This window comes from Pelolinea submarina (genome assembly GCF_003966975.1).
Classification (GTDB): Bacteria; Chloroflexota; Anaerolineae; order Anaerolineales; family Anaerolineaceae; genus Pelolinea; species Pelolinea submarina.
The window spans coordinates 1,617,031-1,643,416 of record NZ_AP018437.1 but is presented as its reverse complement, the minus strand read 5'-3'; the positions used below and the strand labels follow the sequence as shown (position 1 = coordinate 1,643,416).

Annotated in this window: 25 protein-coding genes and 1 pseudogene; 5 read left to right on the top strand and 21 right to left on the bottom strand. The window is 50.6% G+C overall.

Annotation, left to right across the window (positions count from 1 at the left end):
- Window positions 1-135: 135 nt before the first annotated feature.
- The 5 genes and pseudogenes from selD to Pelsub_RS07145 all read right to left on the bottom strand — a co-directional run bounded on the left by selD (window position 136) and on the right by Pelsub_RS07145 (window position 4,935).
- Window positions 136-1,188, bottom strand: a complete 1,053-nt coding sequence (gene selD, locus Pelsub_RS16000) for a selenide, water dikinase SelD (RefSeq protein WP_408635082.1) — start codon at window positions 1,186-1,188, stop codon at window positions 136-138.
- A 42-nt stretch (window positions 1,189-1,230) separates the two neighbouring features.
- Window positions 1,231-2,343, bottom strand: a pseudogene (locus Pelsub_RS15995) (cysteine desulfurase family protein); the annotation flags it as partial.
- A 13-nt stretch (window positions 2,344-2,356) separates the two neighbouring features.
- On the bottom strand, window positions 2,357-3,160 hold the full coding sequence (locus tag Pelsub_RS07155; RefSeq protein ID WP_116224410.1) for an ABC transporter permease: 804 nt from the start codon (window positions 3,158-3,160) through the stop codon (window positions 2,357-2,359).
- Window position 3,161: 1 nt separating this feature from the next.
- A complete protein-coding gene (locus tag Pelsub_RS07150; RefSeq protein ID WP_158675024.1) occupies window positions 3,162-3,959 on the bottom strand; it encodes an ABC transporter permease in 798 nt (265 codons plus the stop codon).
- 1 nt (window position 3,960) lies between these two features.
- Window positions 3,961-4,935: an ABC transporter ATP-binding protein gene (locus Pelsub_RS07145; RefSeq protein ID WP_116224412.1), complete on the bottom strand. Its 975-nt coding sequence runs from the start codon at window positions 4,933-4,935 to the stop codon at window positions 3,961-3,963.
- 79 nt (window positions 4,936-5,014) lie between these two features.
- Here Pelsub_RS07145 and Pelsub_RS07140 point away from each other — a divergent pair, with 79 nt between their 5' ends.
- The gene (locus Pelsub_RS07140; RefSeq protein WP_116224413.1) at window positions 5,015-5,272 is read left to right on the top strand and encodes a hypothetical protein; all 258 of its coding nucleotides are present in this window, start codon (window positions 5,015-5,017) and stop codon (window positions 5,270-5,272) included.
- An 18-nt stretch (window positions 5,273-5,290) separates the two neighbouring features.
- Here Pelsub_RS07140 and Pelsub_RS07135 read toward each other — a convergent pair whose 3' ends face one another.
- From Pelsub_RS07135 to Pelsub_RS07125, 3 genes are read right to left on the bottom strand one after another with little or no spacing between them, the layout of a single operon-like run.
- Window positions 5,291-5,902 carry a protein-S-isoprenylcysteine O-methyltransferase gene (locus tag Pelsub_RS07135; protein ID WP_116224414.1) on the bottom strand — a complete coding sequence of 204 codons (612 nt, stop codon included), beginning with the start codon at window positions 5,900-5,902 and terminating at the stop codon, window positions 5,291-5,293.
- A 29-nt stretch (window positions 5,903-5,931) separates the two neighbouring features.
- Window positions 5,932-6,453, bottom strand: coding sequence for a type 1 glutamine amidotransferase domain-containing protein (locus Pelsub_RS07130; protein ID WP_116224415.1), 522 nt, complete (start codon window positions 6,451-6,453; stop codon window positions 5,932-5,934).
- 1 nt (window position 6,454) lies between these two features.
- Window positions 6,455-6,973: a DinB family protein gene (locus Pelsub_RS07125; protein ID WP_116224416.1), complete on the bottom strand. Its 519-nt coding sequence runs from the start codon at window positions 6,971-6,973 to the stop codon at window positions 6,455-6,457.
- Window positions 6,974-7,034: 61 nt separating this feature from the next.
- Here Pelsub_RS07125 and Pelsub_RS07120 point away from each other — a divergent pair, with 61 nt between their 5' ends.
- The gene (locus tag Pelsub_RS07120) at window positions 7,035-7,814 is read left to right on the top strand and encodes a class I SAM-dependent methyltransferase (RefSeq protein ID WP_174233250.1); all 780 of its coding nucleotides are present in this window, start codon (window positions 7,035-7,037) and stop codon (window positions 7,812-7,814) included.
- 14 nt (window positions 7,815-7,828) lie between these two features.
- Here the strand turns inward: Pelsub_RS07120 and Pelsub_RS07115 are convergent, their stop codons facing one another.
- The 11 genes from Pelsub_RS07115 to bamD all read right to left on the bottom strand — a co-directional run bounded on the left by Pelsub_RS07115 (window position 7,829) and on the right by bamD (window position 18,846).
- Window positions 7,829-8,203 (bottom strand): cupin domain-containing protein, encoded by a 375-nt coding sequence (locus Pelsub_RS07115; protein WP_116224417.1) that lies wholly within the window; start codon window positions 8,201-8,203, stop codon window positions 7,829-7,831.
- 7 nt (window positions 8,204-8,210) lie between these two features.
- Complete coding sequence (locus Pelsub_RS07110) at window positions 8,211-8,558, bottom strand: hypothetical protein (protein WP_126440445.1); 348 nt, start codon at window positions 8,556-8,558, stop codon at window positions 8,211-8,213.
- Window positions 8,559-8,692: 134 nt separating this feature from the next.
- Window positions 8,693-10,075, bottom strand: coding sequence for a PTS galactitol transporter subunit IIC (locus Pelsub_RS07105; RefSeq protein ID WP_116224419.1), 1,383 nt, complete (start codon window positions 10,073-10,075; stop codon window positions 8,693-8,695).
- Window positions 10,076-10,123: 48 nt separating this feature from the next.
- A complete protein-coding gene (locus Pelsub_RS07100) occupies window positions 10,124-10,411 on the bottom strand; it encodes a PTS sugar transporter subunit IIB (RefSeq protein WP_116224420.1) in 288 nt (95 codons plus the stop codon).
- Window positions 10,412-10,504: 93 nt separating this feature from the next.
- Entirely contained in the window at window positions 10,505-10,969 is a 465-nt protein-coding gene (locus tag Pelsub_RS07095) for a PTS sugar transporter subunit IIA (RefSeq protein WP_116224421.1), read from the bottom strand.
- Window positions 10,966-12,339 (bottom strand): 2-oxo acid dehydrogenase subunit E2, encoded by a 1,374-nt coding sequence (locus Pelsub_RS07090; RefSeq protein ID WP_116224422.1) that lies wholly within the window; start codon window positions 12,337-12,339, stop codon window positions 10,966-10,968. The genes Pelsub_RS07095 and Pelsub_RS07090 overlap by 4 nt, the downstream gene beginning before the upstream one ends.
- Before the next feature lie 9 nt (window positions 12,340-12,348).
- A complete protein-coding gene (locus tag Pelsub_RS07085; RefSeq protein ID WP_116224423.1) occupies window positions 12,349-13,335 on the bottom strand; it encodes an alpha-ketoacid dehydrogenase subunit beta in 987 nt (328 codons plus the stop codon).
- A complete protein-coding gene (locus Pelsub_RS07080; protein WP_116224424.1) occupies window positions 13,328-14,311 on the bottom strand; it encodes a thiamine pyrophosphate-dependent dehydrogenase E1 component subunit alpha in 984 nt (327 codons plus the stop codon). The genes Pelsub_RS07085 and Pelsub_RS07080 overlap by 8 nt, the downstream gene beginning before the upstream one ends.
- A 23-nt stretch (window positions 14,312-14,334) precedes the next feature.
- Window positions 14,335-15,291, bottom strand: coding sequence for a sugar-binding transcriptional regulator (locus Pelsub_RS07075; protein WP_116224425.1), 957 nt, complete (start codon window positions 15,289-15,291; stop codon window positions 14,335-14,337).
- 166 nt (window positions 15,292-15,457) lie between these two features.
- Window positions 15,458-17,197 (bottom strand): peptide ABC transporter substrate-binding protein, encoded by a 1,740-nt coding sequence (locus Pelsub_RS07070; RefSeq protein WP_158675023.1) that lies wholly within the window; start codon window positions 17,195-17,197, stop codon window positions 15,458-15,460.
- Entirely contained in the window at window positions 17,194-18,846 is a 1,653-nt protein-coding gene (gene bamD / locus Pelsub_RS07065) for an outer membrane protein assembly factor BamD (RefSeq protein ID WP_158675022.1), read from the bottom strand. Before bamD ends, Pelsub_RS07070 begins: the two co-directional genes overlap by 4 nt.
- A gap of 365 nt (window positions 18,847-19,211) precedes the next feature.
- On the opposite strand from bamD, the gene Pelsub_RS07060 reads away from it, so the two are divergent.
- From Pelsub_RS07060 to Pelsub_RS07050, 3 genes are all read left to right on the top strand, one after another.
- Window positions 19,212-20,744 (top strand): YifB family Mg chelatase-like AAA ATPase, encoded by a 1,533-nt coding sequence (locus Pelsub_RS07060; protein ID WP_116224428.1) that lies wholly within the window; start codon window positions 19,212-19,214, stop codon window positions 20,742-20,744.
- A 405-nt stretch (window positions 20,745-21,149) separates the two neighbouring features.
- Window positions 21,150-21,776 carry a CatB-related O-acetyltransferase gene (locus tag Pelsub_RS07055; protein ID WP_116224429.1) on the top strand — a complete coding sequence of 209 codons (627 nt, stop codon included), beginning with the start codon at window positions 21,150-21,152 and terminating at the stop codon, window positions 21,774-21,776.
- A gap of 622 nt (window positions 21,777-22,398) precedes the next feature.
- A complete protein-coding gene (locus tag Pelsub_RS07050) occupies window positions 22,399-24,468 on the top strand; it encodes a right-handed parallel beta-helix repeat-containing protein (RefSeq protein ID WP_116224430.1) in 2,070 nt (689 codons plus the stop codon).
- Window positions 24,469-24,996: 528 nt separating this feature from the next.
- Here the strand turns inward: Pelsub_RS07050 and Pelsub_RS07045 are convergent.
- Both Pelsub_RS07045 and Pelsub_RS07040 read right to left on the bottom strand, forming a co-directional pair.
- Window positions 24,997-25,449: a very short patch repair endonuclease gene (locus Pelsub_RS07045; protein ID WP_116224431.1), complete on the bottom strand. Its 453-nt coding sequence runs from the start codon at window positions 25,447-25,449 to the stop codon at window positions 24,997-24,999.
- Entirely contained in the window at window positions 25,446-26,375 is a 930-nt protein-coding gene (locus Pelsub_RS07040) for an HNH endonuclease (protein ID WP_116224432.1), read from the bottom strand. The genes Pelsub_RS07045 and Pelsub_RS07040 overlap by 4 nt, the downstream gene beginning before the upstream one ends.
- Between the last annotated feature and the right edge of the window lie 11 nt (window positions 26,376-26,386).

Here is a 26,386-nt window from a genome sequence, read left to right as displayed (position 1 = left end):
TAGAATTTTTTTACACAAGGATTAATACTCCCTGCGCAATATCAGGATGCAAGTTTATGCAGGAAAGGAGCCTAAAAATAGCCAGCCTGAAAAGACCGGCATATCATCCACCAAGTATGTAATTCCCGCAAAGAATTAATCGACGGTTATGAAGCGTTCCTGCTTTTCTACGACTTCGCCAATCTGAACCGCCAGATCCCCGCGTTCTTGCATGGCCTGTAGATAGGCTTTGGCCTGGGGTTGCGGCAGGCTTACCAGCAGGCCGCCGGAGGTTTGTGCGTCATTTAGCAAAGCACGTGTCACATTGGAAATATTATTTGCATAAACTACAGAGGATTCTGTATAACTCATATTGTTCTTGGTGCCACCCGGTACAATTCCGGAAGCTGCCAACTCGTAGGCTTTCTCAATCCAAGGCACGTCATTCGCGTGAATCAGGGCACTGGTGCCGGAACCGCGCATCATACCCAGCAAATGTCCCAGCAAGCCAAAGCCTGTCACGTCCGTGCAGGCGTTGGCGCCGGTTTGCAGCATCACTTCAGCCGCGCCGCGGTTAAGTTTGGACATCCATTCGATGGCCGGGCGGGCTTCCAGCGGGCTTAACGCGCCCTGCTTGAGGGCTGTTGACAGAATGCCGGTGCCGATGGGTTTGGTCAGGATGAGGGCGTCGCCCGGCTGCGCGCCGGCGTTGGTGCGGATTTTATCGCGATCGAGCGAACCGGTCACTGCCAACCCGAATTTAGGTTCAGTATCATCCACGGTGTGCCCGCCAATGATGGCAATGCCCGCTTCCGCGGCTTTGTCGGAGGCGCCTTTCAGGATGCTCCCCAAAACGCTCATGGGCAGGCGGTTACCGGGGAAAGCCACAATGCTCAACGCGAACAGCGGCGTGCCGCCCATGGCGTACACATCGCTGAGCGAATTGGCCGCCGAAATGGCGCCGAATTCATACGGGTCGTCCACAATGGGCGTGAAAAAGTCTACGGTCTGCATCAGCGCCAGGTCGTCGCTGACGGCAAAGACCGCTGCGTCGTCGGCGGTTTCAGTGCCTACCAGGATACGTGAATCATGCGGTACGGGCAAGCCTTGTAATACTTCTTCCAAAAGCTGCGGGCGCAGCTTGCAGGCGCAGCCCAGACCGTGCGTATATTGCGTCAGTTTGATAGTCTCTGCGTCAACATTCTCCATCACCTGCTCGGGTGCTTCCGGCTGCAGGCTGTGGATCACGCGCTTGATTTCCGTCAAGGCAGTCTCAATGTCTTCGGCCGAGGTATAGCGCCCCACCGAAAAGCGAATCGTGCCCATGGCGGTATCCACCGGTACATGCATGGCTTCCAGCACGTGCGACACATCCACCTGCTCAGCGTGGCAGGCCGCGCCAGCCGAAGCCGCCACGTCCACCATTTCCGCCAGGATGGTATTGGCTTCAATGCCTTTAAAACTGATGTTGGCCGTGTTAGGTAACCGGCGCTCGCGGCTGCCGTTTACTTTAGCCCAGGGGAACTCTTCCAGAATGCCGTTTTCGAGCTGGTCGCGCATGATCTGCATGTGGGCGCTATATTCATCCAGGTGCTGCTGCACCAGTTCACAAGCCTGCCCCAACCCGACAATTTCCAGCACGTTTTCCGTTCCGGCCCGGCGGTTGCTCTCATGTTCCGCGCCGTGAATAATCTTCTGCAGTTCGGTGCCCGTGCGGATGTACAGCGCGCCGATGCCTTTGGGCGCATAGAGCTTATGTCCGGCTATGGAAAGTAAATCCACACCCAACTCATCCACCCGCACCGGTATTTTCCCGATGGATTGGGCGGCATCGCTGTGCATGATAATATTGTGCCTATGCGCAATATCGGCAATCTCACGGATGGGCTGGATGCTTCCCACCTCATTGTTGGCATGCATTACAGAGATCAGAATGGTTTGAGGAGTAATGGATTTTTCCAGCACATCCAAATCCACCAACCCTTCCCCATTCACCGGCAGATAGGTCACGTGAAAGCCCTGTTTTTCCAGGTACGCGCATACCTCCAATACCGCCGGGTGCTCGATGGCACTGGTAATGATGTGGTTGCCGTGGGAGCGCCGCGCAAAGGCCGTGCCTTTGATGGCGAAGTTATTAGACTCGGAACCGCCGCTGGTGAAGATGACTTCTTCCGCATGGCAGCCCAGCATACCGGCTACCTGCCGGCGGGCTTTCTCTACGCCCAGCTTGGCTTCCACGCCGTAAGCGTGGCTGCTGGAAGGGTTGCCAAAATGGTCATACAGGTAGGGCAGCATGGCATCCGCCACCTGTGGATCGATCGGAGTAGTGGCGTTGTAATCCAGATAAATCGGTTGTTTAGTCATAATGGAATTTTATCTAAAAAATGTCTAATGTACCCATTCTCTTTGCTTCAATTTCAAAAATTTTAAATAAAAAGTAACCCAGAATGGTCAGGATAACCCCAATAAGGAATTCCACTTGCAGCAGCGGCAGCACGTCCGCCAGGCTGCCGCCGTCAATGATGGTGCGCGCGCAAGCTACACCGCGCGTCAACGGCAAACCCTGCGAAATAACCTGCATCCAGCGCGGCAGATCGCCCACCGGAATGTTGGCGCCCGAAAAAACCAGCAGCAGGAAATAGACGGTGTTGTTGACCAGCATCACGTTGCGTGTGATCAGGCTCAGGCAGCCCATCAGCAGTCCCAGGCCGGAGGTGCTGAAGGTGGTGATCAGGATGGTTAATAACAAAGCCAGCGGGTCGGTATGGGAAAGGTCCAATTTGAATAACAGGATACCCCAGCCAAGCCCGATGAACACGCCCAGCATGCCATTCAAAACGTGCATGACTGCCCGGCCGACAAACATGGCCCAACGGTTGGCCGGTGATCCAAACAGGTACGGCAGCGTGCCCGACCAGCGCTCTCCGCCCACGCTCATGGTCACGCCGAAGATGCCGCTGGAAGCGGCGAAGATCAATGAGTTGCCGATCACGTAAAATGACGCGCTGTTACTGCCGCTGGCATACGCGCCAATATACACAAAGAAAATCATCATGGTCAGCGGCGCGAAAACTTCAGAAGCCAGGTAAGTAGCCGGCCGCAGCCAACGGAACAGCGCCTTATATGAATAATAAGCGCCTTCAAAGAAAATGCGTGTGTTGGTCGTCAAGCGGTTCAACATATCAATTTCCTACAATATCCAGGGTAGCATCCCTGCGCGCCTTGCGCAGGATCACCCGGTATAAACGGCCGGAAGCCAGGATATAAACCAGGCTGAAGAAGGCCATGATGCCCCAGGTACCCACGATCTGCAGCGGCTCCAGCGTACCCTGCGCCGCGCCGTGCAATGCCAGCGCCGCCCAATAAGGCGATAAGAGGTAGCTTAAGGGGGTGGTCCACCCCGGCAGCAGCGCAATCGGAAACAGAAAACCGCACAGGATATAGACCGGAAATTCCAGCGTGTTAACCATGCGCGCGAAATCCGGAATCAGAATGAAGAATGAAGCCAGGATCAACCCAAAACTGACCAGTGAAAATACACTAATCACCAGTGAAAGGAAGAACAGTCCGGGATATGTCAGGGTTAGCGGATATCCCATGGCAAATGAAATGAGGAAATAGCTACCAATCATGGACAGCAGCGACTGGGTTACGTTGGCCAGCACCTTGCCGTAGATCACCACACGCAGGGAAGCCGGAGACGCCACCAATGGTTCCAGTGTTCCCGTCCAGCGTTCACCGGTGATGCTGTTGCCGCCGTTGAACAGCAATGTTGTCCACAGGCCGGTCATACCTGAGCCAATCACCACAAAGATGGCGTAATCAGGCCCCTTGCCTTTCAGCATCCACAACGCCATAAAGGCCACAATGAGCGGTTGAATCAGAATACCGAAAAGCACAAACCCATCGGTCATGTTTTGACGCAGCTCTATCTCAAAAGCCCGCGCCATAATTCGGAGATTCAATCCGATGCGTTTCATCCTATTGCTCCGCTCCGCCCACCAGGCGTACGTAAGCATCCTCCAATGTGGGTTCACGTGTGATGATGCGCCCAATCCGCAGCCCATTCAAATGCTCTACCAACACCGGAATAGCCTCCGGCCCTTTGGGGGTATGCACCTGCATTACCTGACGCTGGTCGCGGTTCTCAATGGAAACCTCGACTACAAAATCCAGCGCTTTGATGCGTTCGATTACTTCCTGCGGGATGCCGTATAGTTCAACTTCAACAACGGACAAATCCTGCACATTTTCCTTTAATTTCTCAGGCGTATCCAACGCGACAATCTTTCCTTTGTTGATGACCGCAATGCGCTGGCACAGCGCGTCGGCTTCAAACATGTAATGTGTTGTCAACAGGATGGTCTTGTTAGCCGATTGCAGGTTCTTAACCGTGGTGCGCAATTCGCGCGCCCCCACCGGATCCAGGCCCATGGTCGGCTCATCCAAAAACAACACTTCCGGGTCGTGCAGCAACGCGCGGGCGATATGCAGGCGTTGGCGCATGCCGCGCGAATAGCCTTCTACTTTTTCACGCTCACGGCCTTTCAACCCCACAATTTCAAGCAGTTCCGGAATACGTTTTTTTGACGTAGCTTCATCTACATAATACAGGCTGGCAAAATAGCGCAGGTTATCCAGGCCGGACAGGCGCCAGTATAAACCGCGTTCCCCGCCAAATATGAACCCGATGCGCGGGCGTACTTTGTTGGCATCCTTGACTACATCCAGCCCTAAAATGGTAGCGCTGCCCCCGCTGGGGATCAACAAGGTGGTCAACATCTTGACTGAAGTGGTCTTGCCGGCTCCGTTTGGCCCCAACAATCCAAAGAGTTCACCCTGGCGGATTTCAAAGGATACATCCTCAACCGCCACTACTTCTTTGGTGGTTCGTTTAATAATGCCGTCCGTGCTTTTATACAATCGCCTTAAGTGGTTTACAGTAATTGCGTCCATACCAGATAATTCTAAATCAATTTAATTTACATGAATTCTTATATAATGAAAAAAGAAGGTTAATAAAGGAGGATATCCTATGACTGGCGTTCGTGTAGGAGAAGTAACCCATTTCTTCGACCGCATCAACGTCGCTGCCATCCTGCTAACCCATCCACTGCACAAAGGCGACCAGGTCCATTTTCTCGGCCACGGTTCCGATTTCACCCAGGAAATTACGTCCCTTCAAATCGAGCATGAGGCGGTCGAGAACGCACCCAAGGGCGAAGAAGTAGCCGTGCGGGTGGTCAAACCCGTCAAAGCGCACACATCCGTGTTCCTGATCACCGAAGAATAGAGAAATCTCCTCGATTATTTAACGGCAGCGCGGTATCAGTGCGCCGGTGCTTTGCATGTAGCTGCGATATGCTTCGCCATATTGGTTGAGCAGTAGTTTTTCCTCACGCGGGATACGCAGGACCATGATGGTAACGATCAGCGCAAATCCCAAAAAACCGCAGAACCAGTTATGAATCAGCAGCACCTGTGCCGCACCCCACAGCAAATGGGCGCTGTAAATCGGATGCCGCATATGGGCATATATACCTTCGGTGATCAACTGTTGGTCGCGCTTGATCTGCACCACTGCCGACCAGCTGCGCGCCAGATCGTTATGCGCGCGCCGCAATAACCACAGCGCTGCCCCAAAAATCACCAGTCCGGCATAATAAAAGACATCCGGCAGACGAAAATCAAAGCGTGCAAACCAATTTGTCGTCAGGTATAAGATAGGCAGTACTTGGGCCGCCAGGAACCAAAAGATCATTAAAACGCTGAGCAGAGTCCCTTCCTTCTGCATGCGCTGTTTCTGGCTCATACGCTCCTCCGGCTTTTGTGCCCGGGCATTCAGCTTCAGTGAAGGGATGCGCAATATATAAGCGCCAATGGCGCCGGCCAGATAGAAAAGTGCAAAGACAGCGGTTTTCATATTAATTAGATATCCTATTTCTTTATCAACTACTTACTCAGGGCGGCGATGATGGCCTTGCAGTAAGCCGGCAGGTCAGCCGGAGTGCGCGAGCTGATCAGGTTGCCGTCTACGACCACTGCCTGGTCCAGCCACTCTCCGCCCGCGTTGACCATATCATCCCTAATGGCGCTGACGGAGGTAACTTTCTTACCTTTAATAATACCGGCCGAAATCGGCACCCAACCCGCGTGGCAGATCATGCCGATCACGCTGCCCTGGTCAAAAGCCTTTCGCACCAGCGCCAGCATCTCGGGATAACGGCGCAGCTTATCAGGGGCGTAACCGCCCGGCACCAACAGCGCGTCAATCTTCTCAATTTCAACATCCTTCGGGGTCAGGTCGGGGCTGACCGGGTAACCGTGTTTGCTGCCGTAACTTTCCACGCCGGGCATGCCCACCACCTTGACATCCGCGCCTTCTTCTTTCAAACGATAATAGGGGTACCAAAGTTCCAGGTCCTCATAGAAATTTTCAGCCAATATGATGACGTTCTTTCCGGAAAGACTCATTTTATTCCTCCTTATCCAGGTAATATTTTCCGATGGTTTCGATATCGTCACTGACGAAATCCGGCAAGCCGGTATGCCCCAGCAGCTGCCGTACAGCCTGCATCTCACCCGTATGATACCAATAATGATAGATCACACGTGAAATCAAGGTACCTTTATTAATTTGATATTTTTTGCCGGTCTTGTCCACCACATCCGGGTCAAGGTCCGCCAGCGTTAAACTCTCCAAAAAGGGATCTGCTTCCGCGGTGATCTGCTCCCAGTAGGCAATCATTTGTGTCAGCGAGGGCTGGCTGGCTTCGCCGCCAAAAGACGCCAGGTCGTTCAATTCGGGAATGGGGGTATAACCCTGCAGGCGCGTCAGCCAGTAGAGCTGCTCGTGCCAGGCCAGATGCCCAACCATCCAGCTGATGCTGTTAATGGGCATGAAACGGCGCATGCCTTCATCTTCATTGACGCCGGTGAACCCTTTGCGGAATTCACCACGGGTAAATTTAAGTTGATTAATGATATTCAGCATGCTGTGCCTCCCGTATAATAAGCAAATCAATCAGATAATATCATTTTTTGGAGAAAAAACCATGTGCGCCAAGTTGAATATCACCCAATACAATAAGCAGGCCTGGGATCATGAAGTAGACATCCAGAATCCCTGGACTGTACCGGTATCCCCGCTGGAAATCACGGACGCGCGCGAAGGTAAATTCCAACTGCTGCTCACACCCACCAAACCCGTGCCGATGAGCTGGTATCCGGATTTACACGGCTGCCGTGTGCTGGGGTTGGCTTCCGGCGGCGGGCAACAAGGGCCAATTCTGGCAGCGGCCGGTGCGCTGGTCACTGTGTTCGATAACTCCCCCAAACAGCTGGCGCAGGACCGCCTGGTGGCGGAACGCGAGAATCTGGACTTGCGTCTGGTGGAAGGCGACATGGCCGACCTCTCCGTTTTCGAGGATGCCAGCTTTGACTTCATTTTCCACCCTGTCTCCAACTGTTTCGTCCCGGAAATCCTGCCAGTCTGGCGCGAGGCTTTCCGCGTGCTGGCCCCGGGCGGCACGCTGGTGGCCGGCTTTTTAAACCCGGTCATCTACACCTTTGATAACGATCTGGCTGAACAGGGCATCTACCACGTCAAATACAGCCTGCCCTTCTCTGATCTATACAGCCTCACGGAAGAAGAACGCCTGCGCTGGTACCCAGATGACCCGCTGGAGTTCAGCCATACCTTGGAAGAACAAATCGGCGGGCAATTACAGGCAGGTTTTCACCTGATCGGTTTTTTTGAAGATAAATGGGAGGAAGATAAGATCAACGAGTATATGCCCACGTTCATTGCGACACGCGCGCTCAAACCTCTTTGATCTTACCTTTCAGATTACTTGGAATTCTTGTCTTTGATAACACACAGGAAACCCAGCGGTTCATCCCCGATGGGTGTGAATTGGTGTACATCTTCGCTGGAAATAAAAATGGCATCGTAAGGCTTGACTTCAAAGAATTCATCATTGAGCTGTACGCGCGCTTTACCGTGCAGGATGATGACGCCGTGTTCGTGCGGGTGGTGTTCCAGATGGCTGTGCGAACCGGGTTCCAAGCGGAAATAGCGTAAGTGAAAATTGTTCGAACCGTCATCCGGCCCGATCATTATCTGCCGGGTGACGCCCAAAAATTCTTCGCCATATTCACGAACGGGTACATCTTCCCAACGGTAATTGTTCTCTGTGCCAATAAAGCGATGAATAAATGACATGATCCACCTAATCCTTTTTTTCTCGATGTTGTTTCAACATTGCTGTGATTTGTTCTTCACCAAAATAATGCTGGATAACAGCCTGCGTTTTGATGGAAAGCCACAAACTGCGCGGCGGCGCGATCAACGGGAACCAATACGTCTTGGCGATTTCGCGCCATTCCAATTTGGTGAAATCCAGGCGAGTGGGAATTTTCGCCGGCTTATTCTTTTCCAACGGCGCCAAATTGACGCCCAACTTTTCAAGTGAATAACGGTAAGCTTTCAGATAGCTGATATGGGCCAGGTAAACCAGCAGCCCATAAATCAGAACGATTGCGTTGATCACGAAACTGTTAGCGATGTAAAAATCCATCAACGCCCGTCCAAATCCCCCAATATAACTGCGTATGAATGCATATATCATAAAATAATGCCTTCTTTTGATAAATTGTGGCGGCCAAGTGACCGCCACAATTCTTATCCATTAATTTTGACTCAAACGATATCTTACTTCTCGGGAGCACCGGCAATCTTTTCCCATTTGGCGGGATTCTTTGCGTACAGAACCCAGACCACAACGAGGAGAGCTGCCAGGACAACTAAACCGATGACACCACCCAAAGACTGGACCACTTTGGTGAAGAGGAATTGCGGCCACAGGAATCCATCACCAATGCTGGTGATCTGGCTGGCGCCTTCCGGCATGGCAAAGCCTGCGTTCTGAGCAGCGCTGGTGAACAGCGGGGCCATGTTGGTGGCGATGTAGAAGCCTACACCCAATTCCAGGATACCCGCGACGATCATGCGGAAGATGTTACCCTGCATCAGTGGAGCAAACATAGCCACAACGAACGGAATAATGGCCAGGTCAGCAAACAACAGAACATGGTTGCCGGGCAGGATGATACTCAATAAAATGACGATCGGGACCAGAACCAGTGAGGATGAAATCGCGGCGGGGTGGCCGATCAAAATGGCGGAATCCAAACCGATATAGATTTCGCGGTCGCTGGCGCGTTTCTTCATGAATTCGCGGGCAGCTTCGGAAACAGGGATCAAGCCTTCCATCAGGATTTGGACCATGCGGGGCAGCAGCAGCATAACAGCAGCCAGGTTCATACCGGTCTGCAAAATAGCGACAGCAGCCTGTTCCGCATTATAATAGCCCATGACTCCCAGGACCAAGCCGATAACCAAGCCCATGATTACGGGCTCGCCGAATACGCCGAAGCGCTTCTGAATGGTATCGGGATCGACCTTCCAGTTCTTTACGCCTGGAATCAGATCAATCAGCCAGTTGGTGAAGATAGCGAAAGGCACACCGGGAGCGGTGGTCAGGTGAGGAATGGAGATGCCAGGCAGGTTGTAGAAACTCTGCACAGCTTTGGCTGTCCAATCCGCCAGGAAGAGCGCCAATGCTGCAGCAATTGCCGCGGCAATCAAACCATAGGTGAGGTTCTGGGAGACCATGTAAACCATGGATCCCAGGAACGCGAAGTGCCAGTAATTCCAGATGTCGATGTTCAAAGTCTTGGTAGCTTTGAAGACCAACAGGATCAGGTTGACCACGATCGCGATCGGGATGACCCACAGGCCTACATCGGTACCGAATGCGATGGCAGCAGCGGAAGGCCAACCAACATCCACAACATCACGTTGGATGTTCCAGTTGGTAACCATAGCCTGCGCTACGCCGGACAGGGTACCCCACATCAGGCCAATCACCAGGTTGATACCGATGAAAGCGATACCGATGGTAACACCAGCGCGGAACGCTTTACCGGGTTTGGCACCCATAATCAATGCAACAAAGAAAATGATAATGGGAAGTACAACAGTTGCGCCGAGATTATCAATCACGGCTTTTAAAGTCGTCAAAAAGACTTCCATGCTAAACCTCCAGAATAATTTTGTATTATTTTTTTATAAATTGTGTGTTTAATCTTTCAGTGCTGTAATTATTTGTTCGATAACTTCCTCCTTTCCAATTCCAGTTAGAAATGCTAATGTTTGAATAACCGGTACACCCAAATCACTCGGCACCGGAGTTGTAGTCACAATTAAATCGGCACCATCAACCAGCGAGCGCACTTCGGAAGCCTTGCATTGACGCGTTGTGATCTGAATTCCGCGTTCTTTCAATGCTTCCTCAATTCCTTTGGCCACCACAGTCGAGGTGGCGATAGCAGTTCCACAAGCAACTAATATTCGTTTCGGTGTATCCACATTCACTCTCCTAAAATCAAATTTTTATAAAAAAGGTTAGCATGTTAAAAATATTTTATGTCGGATTTACAAATTTTCAATCATGCTTCCTTATTATTTACGAAGTTCTGATATCACCTCTTCAAACGATTCTGCTTTTAGAATCCGCTCTACAAGGCCAGGATTTTGCAGAACACTGGCAATTTCCTGCAGCATTTCAATTTGCGCTTTCGGTTGTTCCAGAGCGAGAACAAAAACCATCCGTACGGGCACGGATTCCTGTGGATTAACCATGTTTTGGAAATTGACCTCCTGGGTCAGTGTTACTAAACCCAGAGCGGGTTTTATTACATGTTCAATTTCCGTATGTGGTATGGCTGCGTTGAAACCGCCGGCTAATGGTAGCCCGGTGGGTAGATTTTTTTCTCGATCAATAGCCGCTTCTGAAAAACTTTCCTTTACATAACCAGCTTCGTACAATTCCGTGCCGATAGCACGAATAATCTCTTCTGAATTTTCAAATTTCTGATTTAATAAAACACAAGTTGGTTGAAGAAGTTCTGCTATCACACGACTCATTTTAAAATCTCTCCAAGGTTCAATAAACTATCTTTCAGGTCAGTCAGGAACTTGGCTGCCTGTGATCCATCCATGACACGGTGATCAGCGCTCAGTGTGAAAGCAACCTGGCGCTGTAATACCGGTTGGTCATTTTCATCAGGCACAAACACCTTGTTCATTTTGCCCACTGCCAGAATGGCCGATTGCGGCGGATTAATAATGGCGGTGAAACGGTCGATGCCGAACATACCCAGGTTGGATATCGTAAAAGTACCGCCAGCCAGGTCATCCGGCTGCAATTTATTGCTGCGGGCGCGCTGAGCCAAATCACCCAATTCAAGCGAGATCTCCAATAAGTCCTTGCTGTCCGCATTGTGGATGACCGGCACAATCAGGCCGTTATCCAAAGCGGTGGCAATACCGATATTGATATCCGCATACTCGATGATCTTCTCATCGGTATATTGGCTGTTAATAATGGGGTTCTGCTTCAACGCCCAGGCAACGGCTTTGACGATCAAGGCTGTCACGGAAATCTTGGGCGCATCTGCGACTTTGTTCTGGTTGGCCAGCTTGCGCAGGCCCTCGGCCGCGTCCATTTCCACATCGACTTGCAGGAACATGTGCGGCGCCTGCTGCATGCTGCGCTGCATATTCTGCGCGATGGTGCGGCGCATGCCCACCAGGGGGATTTCTTTCAACACGGTCAAACCGGGGATTGCACCCATGCCGGGTGCCGCGGCCATGGCCGGCTGGGCAGCGGGAGCGCTGACGCGCGCGCTGCTGACATCGGCAGCCTGAATGCGGCCGCTGGGGCCGCTGCCGTTGAGCGGCTGCAATTTCACGCCTTTTTCCTGCGCAATACGGCGGGCAGCCGGAGTGGCGTTTATCTTGCCCGCACCTGCCTTAAGAGCAGCTGCGAAGTCTTCCACGTCTTTCTTGGTCACCTGGCCGTCGCGCCCAGTGCCACTGATTTGACTGACATCAATATTGAGGTCATCCGCCAGTCGCTGCGCTACCGGTGAGATAGAAAAAGCGCTTGAGGAAGCAGCCGCAGCCGGTTGGGCTGCCTTTTCTTCCACAACAGGTGCCGCGGGTGCTTCTGCCTGAGGGGCCGGAGCCGCCGTGTCTGTTTCAGGTGCTTTTTCGCCCGGCTGTAAGACATACGCAATGATCCTGGTCACCGGTACAATGTCACCGACCTTATAGCGGATGCCGCCGATAATACCGGCTTCCGGCGCTTCCACTTCCATGGAAATCTTATCGGTACTAACCACCGCAATAGGGTCGCCTTTATCTACTTTATCGCCGTCCTGTTTCAGCCATTCCAGGATCTCGGATTCTTCCTGGGTAAAGCCGAATTTCGGCATAATGATTTCTTTAGCCACGGCGCTCTCCTAGTATTGCCCTTTTACCAATTTACGGGCTTCTTCAACAATGTTCTCCACCTGAGGTACCGCGTGGTATTCCAGGTTGCGATTGTAAGGAATGGGTGTATCCAAACCTGCCAGTCGTTTGACCGGCGCGTCCAGATAGCCGAAAGCTTCGCTTTCCATGATCACCGCGGTCAGTTCGCCGCCAAAACCACCTGTCTTGACAGCTTCGTGAACAATTAAGGCCTTGCCGGTCTTGATCACGGATTCTATGATCGGTTTTTCATCCAGCGGTTTGAGCGTGCGCGGATCGATGATCTCCAATTCGATGCCTTCCTTGGAAAGCTGTTCGGCAGCTTCCAGGGCGCGCGAAACCATAATAGAGGTGGCAACGACCGTCAGGTCTTTACCTTCACGGACTACATGGCTCTGGCCAAGCGGAATGGTGTACATTTCTTCCGGTACCGGGCCTTTGGTCTTGTAAAGCACTTTATGTTCAAAGAACATAATCGGGTTGTTGTCCTCGATGGCTGCCAGCAGTAGCCCTTTGGCATCATAAGGAGACGAAGGCATGACCACTTTCAAACCGGGGACATGCACAAACCAGTTTTCCAAACTTTCGGAATGCTGCGCCGCGGCGCCGGTTCCGGAACCACCCGCCAAACGCATGACGAAAGGCACTTCAGCTTTACCGCCGAACATAAAGCGCATCTTGGCGCCCTGCATAACCAACTGCTCCATGGCAATCACCACAAAGTCGCTGAACTGCATCTCGCCAATCGGGCGCATACCGGTTACAGCCGCGCCGATGCAAGCGCCGGCAATCCCGGCTTCGGAAATGGGGGTATCAATGATGCGTTTGGGACCAAACTCATCCAGCAAACCGGCAGAAACGCCAAAGGCGCCGCCGTATATACCAATATCTTCACCAATTAAAAACACGCGATCATCTTTTTGCATGGCCTGGCGCATCGCCTCACGCAAGGCTTCCATATAACTTAGCTCACGCATAGATACCTTCCAAAATAGTGTTCACATCCGGTTCGGGACTGTTGTCGGCAAACTCGACTGCTTTACGAATTTCTTCTTTTGCTTTTTTCTCAATTTCTTTTAAACCGGCTTCATCCACATCCAATTTGGCCGCGAAACGTTTGATGGGATCTTTTTCCATCCATTTCTTGACTTCTTCACGGGTGCGGTAAAGCTGGCGGTCGCTCTTGGAGTGGCCTTTCCAACGGTAGGTAATCGCTTCGATCAAAGTCGGGCCGGCGCCTTTGCGGGCCTGTTCGGCAGCTTCGGAGACCGCTTTGTAAACCGCGATCACGTCATTACCGTCCACGGTCAACCCTTTCATGCCGTAAGCCGCAGCGCGTTCGCTGACTTGTTCCACGCGGAAAGCGCGTTCGAAAGCCATGGACATGGCATATTGGTTATTCTCACACAGGTAAATGACCGGCAAATTCCAAATGCTGGCCATATTCAGGGATTCATGGAAAGCTCCTTCGTTGGCCGCGCCGTCACCAAACAAGGTCAGTACGACCTGGTCGGTCTTACGCATCTGGATGCTCAACCCAACGCCCACGGAGATGGGCAGGTTGCCTGCCACAATACCCTGCGCGCCCAGGTTGTTGGATTCTACGTCGGCAATGTGCATGGAGCCGCCGCGTCCGCGGCAGTATCCGGCTTCTTTTCCCATGAATTCAGCCATCATGCGGTTCAAATCGCCGCCCCACATGAGGAAGTGGCCATGACCGCGGTGCGTATTTAATAAATAATCGCTCGGGCGCAGTGCCGGGCCGGCTCCGGCCGCGACACCCTCTTCACCAATCGAAAGGTGCATGGTTCCATGTACCTTTCCCAAACCATACATTTCTTCCGCGTTCTCTTCGAACGCCCTTGTCAACACCATCTTATACAAGAGCTCGTGTGCTTTGCTCTCGGGCAAGACCCCTTCAATCAACTTTTCTTTCTTACTGCTAGTAGGCATTAATACCGAACCTCCAAACTTGATTATTCTAAAATTGGGTGTATCGCTGCCGAGTCGGTGATCAACACATCCAACCAGTTGCCGTTCAAAACAGATTCAATCGCCTTGTGCTTTTTCTCTCCGGCTGCGACACCCACAATCAAATTGCAGTTTTCGCGCAGGCGGCTTAAATCAACCGCCATGGTACGGCTGTTGATGCTGTGATCCAAAATCTTCCCATTCTCATCCAGGATTGCGCCGCAGAAGTTACCCACCCCGCCCTGTTCTTTTACATCCAGCACTTCTTTCTCTGACATAAAACCGGAACGGTAAATACTGGAATAGAGCGGATCCACCTCAACCGTGCCGATGCCCAGCAACGCGATATTGGCGCGAACACCTTCGTCCAAGGTCTCCGCTATTTGCTTTTGCTGTTTCAGGGTATTGCATGCCGCATCGGTATCGAGGAAAAGCGGCGAATGCAAAATGTGATATTCCGCATTCACTTTATTGGCAAAATTGGCCGCTACACCCGGGCCGTCTACATGCGGGTTGCTCTGCCCGCCGACTGCGCCAATCACCTGCACCACACGCACGTCGGACAAGGGCATATATGGGAGATAACGCACCAGTTCAGAAATGGAAGTGCCCCAGCCAATCCCAACCACAGTATCATCTTTGAGGACTTGTTCCATAAAGAAAGCGCCCATGCGTCCTACCAACTGCAAGGTATTTTCATAAGAAGTCTGGCCGGAGTTAACCACAAACGCCGCCTCCAGGTGATACTTATCCTTTAGACGACGTTCTAATACGGAATCCCGTGAAAGGGGATATTTAATGGTAATTTCGACAATACCTTGTTGTTCTGCCTCAGTCAACAAACGCGAGATGGCAGAACGTGAATAACCCAATCGACGCCCAATCTGCGATTGCGTTTTTTTCTCTTTGTAATACAGAGTCGCTATTTCAGCTAATAATTGCCTGCGGGTATTGCTATCCATACCCCTTCCATAAAAAATGAATTTTCTTTAACTAGATAATTTGTAATATAACATACAAAATTCACAATTGCTACAACGCTTCACATATGTGAATTCCATAAAAACAACAAAAACAAGAGGGCAGCCCGATTGGACTGCCCTCTCTATTTCCGTCAAAGTATCTATACTATTTTACAATCGCCCAATCTTCAAAATGGGGAGTAAGCATCTGCAGCGGACCATCCACTGTCGGGCGGCGCAGCCAGTAATCGCTCTCCCACAACAGCGGGATCACCACTACGTCGTCGACGACTGCGATAGCTTCCATTTCGGCATATTTCGCCGCGCGCTTCTCTGTTTTACCCTCTTTCAGGCTGGCATCCATAAGTTTGAAGAAAGCCTCCGATTGCCAGTTTTCACTCTTCGTGGTGAAACTGCCATCCAGCCAGGCGTCCCATAGCGTCTGCGCGTCGTCGTAACTCATACAGTATTCCGTCAGCAGCAGGTTATAGGATGTATCGTCTTCTTCCAATAAATCGGCGAATTCGTTCCAATCCTCACCCACGATTACTTCTACCGGAACGTTGGCGTTCATCAGATCCGCCGCAATGGTTTCCAGAATGGCTGTGTTTTTGCTCACATCCATCGTGAAAATCTGCAGCGGTTCGATCAACGGTTCCTCTGCCACCAGAGCAGCGAAGTACTCCGCAGCTTTCTCAGGATCGTAAGCAATGCCCAGGTCATCATCCTGCGGCAAGGCGCCGCGCACACCGGCCGGTACATAATGGTTCAATGTTTGGGCGGTTCCATAGAAAAGGCTTTTGTTCAGGTTTTCCTTATTGATCGCAGATGTGATCATCCGGCGCGTTTCGGCGCTGGCGGCCAACCCGCTGTCGATCTGCTTGAAGAACAGGTAATACCCGCAGGAACCGGGCGAGGTTACTGCATCCTCTTCCAAGCCGGAACCCTGGCGGATGGAATCATATTCATAATAGTTGCTCTTGACCAGATCAAGTTCACCTGACGCATACAGGTCTGTGGGAAAGACAGTGTTGCGCAAATCGTAGTCGATTTCGGTCAGCACCGGTTTGCCCAAACCTTCCGTTCCCGGCCAGAAGGGATTGCTCACCAATTGGATGGCCGCTTCGGAAAAATATTGGGTCACCACATACGGGCCGTAGTAAAGCATCACATCAACCGTTTCTTCCTTCAAAATGAAAGGCTCGGTCCAGTTCGGGATAGCCGAGAAGATCGGCAGCGCGGCAATCGCATCCAGGTAAGGGTTGGGCTGGTTGGTATGGATCACCAATTTGGTATCACTGGGCGCCTCAATGCCCACATCTTCGGGTTGTGCCTCACCGCTGGCATATTCCACCGCATTGACAATGGTGTTCAGGTAATAGGATTGGAAAGAGCCATTCTCCGGGTTGAGGATGTTCAACAGACCGGCGCGAACATCCGCCGCGGTCACCATTTCCACATCGCCATTTTCGTCATGCAGTTCCGCTATCTCGCCGGTCTCCGGGTTCCTGATTACCCAAGGGATGTCCGGCTGGAGCTCGAAAGTCCAGGTTTGCAGATCTTTGGAGACTTTCCAGGATTTCGCCAGCGCGCCTAGGTATTCACCACTCTTGGGATCTTTGCGGGTCAGTCCGGGGAAGACCTGATCCATGAAGGTCAGGTCGTTGACGCTCATACGGTTTGTATCCACGTAGCGGATATCCCTGATACTTAAACGCAGGACCTGTTCGTCTGCCAATTCCCGTTGAATTTCAATTTCCTCCGCCGGGACGGGTTCTTTCAGGTTTTGATAGATCGTTTGCGCTTTGGCGTTGATCTGTGCTTCACTCATAGGCAGGCAGCCGCTCAGGTTAATCAGCAGCGCCGCCTGCAGCAGGGTAATAAGAATTTTGCCTGTCTTTTTCATTTGATCACCGTTGATACCCATTCTTTGATCTTCTCTTCGTCCACATCGCCGCCCCAGGTTAGCTCCACTTTCATGGAGAACCAATATGACGCCGGGCAGGAATCTGGTGAAGAACCGTAGAAAACCTTTTCCTTATATTTCGATCCATCCTTGACGTTTAAGATGGTGACCTTGGTGCCGGATTGCCAGCGTTCGAGTGTGCGGCTGTCCATGGAAGTCAGGTAATCGCAGCTCTGCACGCGCCGGTCGGCGTCTTCGGTGGTAATCGCGTAGCGGAAAGTACCCGGGATGTCCGCCTGGGCTTCCTCCGCTACGTATGAATTTGTGTATCCCAGGCAGGCCATTGCTTTTCCGGGTTCATCCGGGAAAATATCAACGCTTGGGTTGCTCACCTCTTCGCCATTACACACTTGAAGCAAAGCGCCCTGGATGACCTCGGCACCGTCCTCCCCATCGTCACGGGCTAACAACGGGATGATCTCCGTCTTTTGGTCTTCCGCTTTCGCCAGCATAGTGCTATCGGAAGTGTATTCCGCAACCTGATTCAATTTTTGCATCGCTTCCAGGTAGGAGTCATCTTCGCGCAAATCGATACCCCAGGCCAATAAGAGCTTCGGCATCTCCTTGACCGCATCTTCGAGCACCTTGGCATTGATATAATCCGTTTGCACCAACATCAGTTGTGTCTCCGCCGCGCTGAAATTGTTATTCTCTTCCAGGCTCAACGCATAAGCATAATGCGCTTCGGCAGCCGCGGGATAGGCTTCAGCGTAAGAAGTTGTATTGACATAGTTGTTTACAACGATCTCCAACTTTTCAATCGCGCCGTTATAGGACTGTTTGGCGCTTAGGGATTTGCCCCATTCTAGATAATTCTGCGCCATGGCATTGTCGATATCGATCTTCCGTTCGGCCGCCTGGCTGGGATAGTCATTCAAGATAGTCTGGAAGTGATTCAGGCATCCCTGATAATTCGCATCCGCCATCAGGTCCTGCGCCCAGGCCAGGTTCTGGTCAATAGCCAGATTGTCCATCAAATCGGTTTTGTCCGAGGACGGAAAGAACTCGTAAAATTTCGCCACCGCATCCAGCGCCGCCTCATATTCCTTTTGATTCGCCTGGTTTTGAGCCGTCAGGATTACACTGACTTCCTGCAGCTTGGACTCACTGGCAGGCACGGCCGGGTTCAACGACCAGCGATAAAGCTGGTTGACCGAATACAGGTCTTTGAAAGCCAGCGGATAATCATCGATCAAATAGGCCGCCATGGCTTTATCGATCAGTGCATTGCCGGCTGAACGGTAGGCGAAGAACCCGCCCAGGAAAACCACCAGCAGCAACGCGCCGATCAACGGCAGCAGGAAAGCTTTTTGGGTCAGTTTTTCCGGTACTAAAGTAGGATCCTTGGCGACAAGAAGATACAGGTCCACTGCCGCGGCAAGATAAGCTGCGATATACATCGAAGCCCACAATCCCGGCTGGCGCGATGCGTTCAGGAAATAGCCGGCTGCCAGAAGCGCCAGGTTGGCGCCCAGCGCGATCAGCCAACGCTTCTTTTTTCCGGCCAGCAAGTAGCCGATGCCCAGAAAATTGAGGTTGAAGATGCTCAGGTAAAACGCGTGCAGGTTGAACTTGGGTCTTTGCTCCATACTTTCCTCCATATTGAATTGTTGATCGGGTTAATTATGTGTTTTGAAGTGAGAGTGCATCCCCCATAGTGGAATAATAATATTATGTTTGTAAACCATAATTATAATCCGGCGAGGCCGAGTCTCCGTTACAAACAGGAATTTTTAAGGAGCTGATACCCCTGCAATGGGAAAAAAAGAACATGAACATCATAATCGATAGGTTGGGAAAGACTTTTCAGGGCTGTACCAAATCGGTTACAAACTCAAAAACATCGATATACCCGGATAGCAGATATAACAAAAAATATTTTTGCCCGGTTTCACGAATAAACGGGTATGATTAACGCTGAAGTAAACAACGAACACAAGGTAATCAAACAATCATGCTGGCGTGTGTATATTCTTGTGCAATCATCGGACTGGAAGGCACCATTGTGGAGGTGGAAGTCGACACCGCCCAGGGCTTGCCGGGCATGGACATCGTCGGGCTGCCCGACGCGGCCGTGCAGGAATCCAGGCAGCGCGTGCTGGCCGCTATCAAGAACGCCGGCTACCCCTACCCCCGCTCCCGTTTAACCATCAATCTGGCGCCCGCTTCGGTGCGCAAAGAAGGCCCCTCCTATGATTTACCCATCGCTCTGGGCATCCTGGCCTGCATGGAAATGCTGCCAACACGGCCGCTGGAAGAAGGTCTGGTGGTGGGTGAACTCTCGCTGGACGGTTCGGTCCGGCATGTGCGCGGGGTGCTGCCCATGGCCGCCATCGCGCGCGAACAGGGTTATAAACGCATTTATGTTCCCAAGGTGGACGCGGGCGAAGCGGCACTGATCCCCGATCTGGAAGTCATCCCGGTGGAATCGCTGGAAGAGCTGGCCGCCTTTCTGCAGGGCCGCCGCGATGTCAGTCCCCAACCGCCCACCCCGGTGACCGGCACCCAAGCCTGGGCGCTAACGGATTTCAAGGAAGTCAAAGGTCAGGAGCACGTCAAGCGCGCTCTGGAAGTGGCCGCGGCCGGCGGGCACAACCTGCTCATGATCGGGCCGCCCGGCGCGGGCAAGACCCTGCTGGCGCGCGCGCTGCCCGCCATCTTGCCGGCCATGACCATCGATGAATCCCTGGACGTGACGCGCATCTATTCCATCTCCGATATGCTCCCGCCGGAGGTGCCCCTCATTCAAACGCGCCCCTTCCGCGCCCCGCACCACACCATCTCGCACGCCGGATTAGTGGGCGGCGGCAACTGGCCGCACCCGGGCGAGGTCTCACTGGCCCACCGCGGGGTGCTGTTCCTGGACGAGCTGCCCGAGTTCGGGCGCAACGTACTGGAAGTGCTGCGCCAGCCGCTGGAGGACAAGCAGGTCACCATCAGCCGCGCGCGCGGCTCGCTGACCTTCCCGGCCAATTTCCAATTGGTAGCGGCCATGAACCCCTGCCCGTGCGGCTATTACGGCGACCTACAGAAAGCCTGCACCTGCTCACAGGGCGCCATCCTGACCTACCAGAAGCGCATTTCCGGCCCGCTGTTGGACCGCATCGACATCCATGTCAGCGTACCGCGCGTGGATTACGACAAACTCAGCGACCAGCGCTACGGCGAACCCTCGGCAGTCATTCAGGCGCGTGTGGAAGCCGCGCGCGAGATCCAACGCCAACGCTTCGACGCCGGCGGCCAGACCCAGGCCGGCATCCTGTGCAACGCCGATATGCGCACGGCCGACCTGCGCCAATACTGCGCGCTGGACGAGGCCTGCCAGAATCTGATGAAAGCCGCCATGGCGCAGATGCACCTGTCCGCACGCGCCTACCACCGCATCCTCAAGCTGGCTCGCACCATCGCCGATCTGGATAATTCAGCGGAAATTCGCAACACCCACCTGGCCGAGGCGCTACAGTATCGCCCGCAGACGTTGTTCTGATCCCAAGAAATAACCGCATGAACACACGTCACACTTTCTCGTGTCATCGTGAGCCCTGCAGAAGCAAGGCGAAACGATCTCGGCGTGGTCTCACGGTTGATCAAATGACAGAAACGCAGATGGAATGATCTGTTCATGTAAGCCGAGATTCTTCACTCGTGGCTCAGGAAGTGCACTTTGTTCAGAATGACATTCCGGTTCATGTAGGGCAAACATTCCTGTTTGCCCACAACCCTACGCCACCTTCCATAAAACCATGGAATGAAATATCATAAGCGGGCATTCAGCGTATTGCTGGAAATTTTACTTTTCATGGAAAGGCAGGTGATGAAGTGCAACGATGCATTGTGATGGCTGGAATAGTTGACTAAAGAATAAGACTATAAAAAACTTAGGAGAATTCTAATGACTATTCCAGATAATAAGATTTATCCGCGAACCAATGATTCTGGCACCATCTATTTAAAAGGGGCCATTACCAACCCCAATATCATGGTTGGTGATTACACCATGTACAACGACTTTACCTGCGATCCCAGGCAATTTGAGAAGAATAATGTGCTCTATCATTATCCTGTCAATCAGGATAAGTTGATCATCGGTAAATTCTGTTCCATTGCCTGCGGAGCCAGGTTTTTATTAACCAGCTCCAATCACACCCAAAGATCTCTTGCAACCTATCCCTTCCCCATCTTCTTTGAAGAATGGGGGTTGGATAAGGCCAACGTGAAATCAGCCTGGGATAACAAGGGGGATATCGTTATTGGCAATGATGTTTGGATCGGATACGAGGCTGTGATCATGTCCGGCGTTCACATCGGCGACGGGGCTATCATTGCAACCAGAGCCGTGGTAACCAAAGATGTTCCGCCCTATACCATTGTTGGCGGGATTCCCGCGAAAGCCATCAAAAAGCGTTTTGATGACGCAACCATCGAGAAATTAATCCGGCTGCAATGGTGGAATTGGCCTTTTGAGAAGATACAGCAATCAATACCGCATATCATGAATGGGGATGTGGATAAGCTGTAAGTAAAAAAAATTGTTATGCACACTTCCGAAGCAAAAAGAAGTGTGCATAACTTAATTATCAGCGGAGAATTCTGTCTTTTTCCGTAGAAAGAGGGATCGAGGGCGGGAGTAGAACGCGCCAATCTCCTTATCCTCATGCTGGCGCACACCATCGCTGACCTGGATGCTTCGGTGGATGACCGCAACACGCTCCTGTCAGAGGCGCAGCTGTACCATCCGCAGACTCTTTTCCAAACTATGTAGGTCAGTCTTTCACCTGTAGCCTCTGGGGTATGCCAGACGTGGTTCCGAATAACAATGGCAGACAAGAATGTCTGCCCTACAGTTTTTGCCAATTGGGATTATCCAGAGGAGACCCAAAACACACACCAGGTCGAGACGCTGCAGGACAGCCCACAGTCGTTGTTCTAATCCAGGAACGTTTAATTCACGATTATTAAATCTCTTACCAGCGAAACATTTCTATTCTGAAATAAGGTTCAAGACCCGCTATTAAGCATAAATGTTGTATATTTAAATCTGCATAAAAAAGTCATTTCCCGATTAACAAAGATTGTTTTCAGGATTGAAATGGGCCAATGATTTCTTTTCTGGGGAACGCCTTTTTGATTATGAGGCATGTATGAAAACGAAACCTTTTATTTTCCTTTTTTTCCTCTGCTTTTTATTGTCCTTTTACGATCTGGAAAGTTCGCTCATTGAGAAGCTCCCAACCACAACCAACTCAGGCGGCAATGCATCCGGATCGCGGCAAACAGTAATTGCATCCTCCCCGGGCAACCTTACCTCCGCATCCGTCATAACCAATGTCACCTGGAATAAAAACGAACATTTCATTGAGGTGAATATCGATCCCTGGCCGGATGATTTTTCACCGACGACAATTTGGGTTGATGGAGAGGAAATTCCGACTGGTGATGAACCGGGCAGAATCGTGATTCGTCCCAACGCGGAACTGGACCAGTCGCCGGACGGTTTTATCATCGGAACCCTGCCGTGGGTTACCGGTCTGGATAACATTGCTTTTCCCTGCCGCGGTTCTCTGCAGTTGGGTTTTCCCGATGGGAGTTTTACCAATGCCTATGATTACAACCTCGTCGAGCAGGGATGTAAAACAGGGGCAGGTAAAGGTGCCAACCCACCCCAAGACCAAACCGGCGGCCAGACCATCAGCGGCCAAATAGCCAAAGACACGGTATGGTCGGGTGAAATCCTGATTGCTGGAGATGTCTATATTCCTGAAGGCGTGACGCTTACCATCGATCCGGGGACTATCGTTCGATTCAAGCATTACCGCGGATACAAGGAACCGGAAAAAAGGTTGGGATTAACAGTGGATGGGACCATCATTGCTGAAGGTGAACCTGACCAGCCGATTTATTTCACGTCCGATGCGGACAATCCGCAAAACGGGGATTGGCGCATGATCCGGGTATCGAACTCGGATAAATCCATTTTCTCCTACGTCGTGGTGGAATTCGGTCAGCAGGGTTTGAATTTCTGGGGCGGGAAACCGAAGATCCAAAATTCAGTCGTGCGCTGGAATAACTGGGAAGGCATCTATTTTGAATCCTACGCACAGGGAGAAGTATCCAACACGCACGTCTATCAGAATGGTTATAACGGTATCGCGGCCGAACAATATAATGACCTGGTTATTGACCATTGCCTGATCGAGGAAAGCGGAACATCCGGTATCCACCTGGATGCAACGGACGCTGTCATCACTTCGTCCATCTTTATGAATAATGGCGCAGGGGGTGTATCCGTCGATAACAGCGCATCGGTTCTGCTGAAAGGCGTGCTGTCCAGCCAAAATTCCGAGGGTGTAGCCACGGGAGAGGGAAACAACGTCATTCAGGTAGGCAACGTACAGATAACGGATAATCGCAACTGCCAGATCTGCGGCGACTCAGAGAAAATAGCAGATGACACAACCGTTCCGGAAGAAATAACTTTCGATTTCTCACCCGATATGTCATACGAGCTGGGATATACCCCCGGCGACGAGGATTTGGATCACTACGCGTACGTTTATGACGCCGAGGATGAAAGCCGGGCTGTTGTCAAAAAGGTGGGCGAAAATCTAGGGTTGACCTGGGCTGTAGCCTGGGATGGAGAAGCGCTTTGGACCGCCACTCTGTGGGCGGAATATTACCGTATCGATCCCGACAGCGGAGAAATCCTGACACATTTTCAGGGTCCCGGTTCACAGATTTGGGGACTCACCTTTGACGGAGAGCATTTATGGGCGCTGGATTTCGCCGAGCGCATGATCTACGAGATCGATCCGGCCAGCGGCGAAACGCTTTCAAGTTTCCCCTCCCCCGACCCCGATAACGGCTGCAAAGGCATCACCTGGGATGGCGAATACCTTTATGTGGCAGGCTGGGCATCCAACTTCGTCTACGTCATGGACCGCTCGGGTAATCTGGCCGGCACCATCGAAAAAGGCGATTGGGGGAACGGCGGTCTAGCGTGGGACGGCGAGTACTTCTGGTCGCCTGGTGGTCCGGGAATTGTTAAAACCACAAAGGACGGCAGAAACGTCGGCTGGATTTACGCAGCCTCCGAAGGAACGTGGGACATGGCCTGGGGGGAAGGGTTGCTATGGGCGTCCCAACGTACCAACGAGAACTGGTCGGACGCCAAGATTTACGGGATCGAGATCCTTGACCTTCAGGGTTATTGAAAGCATTATCCGCTCTTGAGTTGTTTTTATAGGATCAGAAAATAATTCCGGGATAAGTATTATTGAATCCTGAACCTGGCATTGACTTTCGCCAATCTGGATGCGTCCGTGGAGATCCGCAATACGCATCTTGACGAGGCGCTGCAGTACCGCCCGCAAACCTTTTTTTGATGATTACATTTTCTTATTGACCACAGATGAACAAGGATTTACATAGATGAAAGCTATTAGTACTTTACTGTTTTCTCGACCATTCCATACTCTACTAAAAAGCGAACTAAAAGGCGTTGAAGATTAGCTATGGTTTGAGTATCTCAGTGGCATAATTTTATAAAGGGATAAACACCAATTAATAAGAAAAGGAATAGACTAAAAATTTATATTTATTAGAGAGGTTTGAAGATTGATAGGAGAACGATAAACCAAAGTGATTTTCTTTCCGTGATTTAACTTTTTACGATTCTTAAATAATCAGGTTAAAAAAGGAAAAGGGTATTTGAAGGATATTTAGTTCACAAATTATCTCAATTAATTAATAAACTTTAACGATCTAGCAAATCTCCTTATTTTTATTCTGATATTTAGGCTTTTTATAATTCTTTCTTTTTGTAAATTATTTTTTAAATCATGCTCCCAAATTCTGATTACTATCCACCCATTGTTTCGTAACTCTTTATTGTTATGTTTATCTCTATCAACAGTTTTTCCTATCTTATTTTGCCAAAACTCAGTATTCGTTTTTGGTATGTTTTTACATTTAGTGCATCCATGCCAAAAACATCCATCAATAAAAATCGCGATTTTTTCATTTATAAACGCAAAATCTGGTTTTCCAATAATATTTTTGGGGACAGCATTCCAACCTGAAATATTATTTTGGTTCAGTAAATTTTGAAATTCGATTTCTGTTGATTTGTTTCCATGTCCTCTATTCAAGGACATTATCTGTGATCTTTTTTCCTTATCAAAAACATCAGTCATTTAGATAATTTTATATCGTTCTTCCTATGTTCAATATCATGACAAACATTACATAAAGTTATTAAGTTTCCTGGAATAGTCAATCCACCCTCAGAATGAGGTTTTATATGGTGAATTTCAAGATTATTCCGAGGATCGTCTTTTGTCCATTTAGATTGACTCCACCCACATTTAGCACATTGGAACCCATCTCGCTCAAGTATTTGAACACGAAGATCATCTTTTATCTTCCGATCAGGTATTGGTAATTGTCTATCATTCTCTAAAATATAAATTCCAATTGATAAGTCGGGCCTTCCTGTTTGACGAGTAACAATTGGCCATCCTTCTTCGGTTCGTAATTCTCGAACTCGACGTGCCCATTCAGTTTTATCATTTGCTACATATCTTAATTCTTCCCCTGATATTTCCTCACCGATATTTTCTAGGAAATACTCAAGAATCTTGTTTTTTACTCCCCCATTTTTTTTCCTCAATTTATTTGCCACATGCCATCTATGAGCAGCTAATCTATCTTGAGTTTCAGATAATAAAATGTAATCATCTTTAGTTATTACCGATAAATCAATTTCATCAATAATTGAATCACCACTATCAATCATTTCTTTAACCGAAACACCGTTAACAATTCTCCAGCCATATTGGACTCGTAATTCTCTTACTCTTCTGGCCCATTCACTGATACCAGAGATAATCATTATTTCATCTCCGGAAATTATTGTACATGGGTATCTTTTGAAATATTCAAGAATTCGATCACGAGCTGAATTTGCAATCTCTGTAGGAATTAATGAAGAACCTAAAGATCTAATTTCTTTATAAATTGGAATTAATGCAAGGACTTTTTGACGAATATCTTCTTTTTGAATTTCTTCCTCAAAATTTACCAACAAATCTTGGAGTTTTCTTATATTCGACGAGTCCATTTGTATCCTAT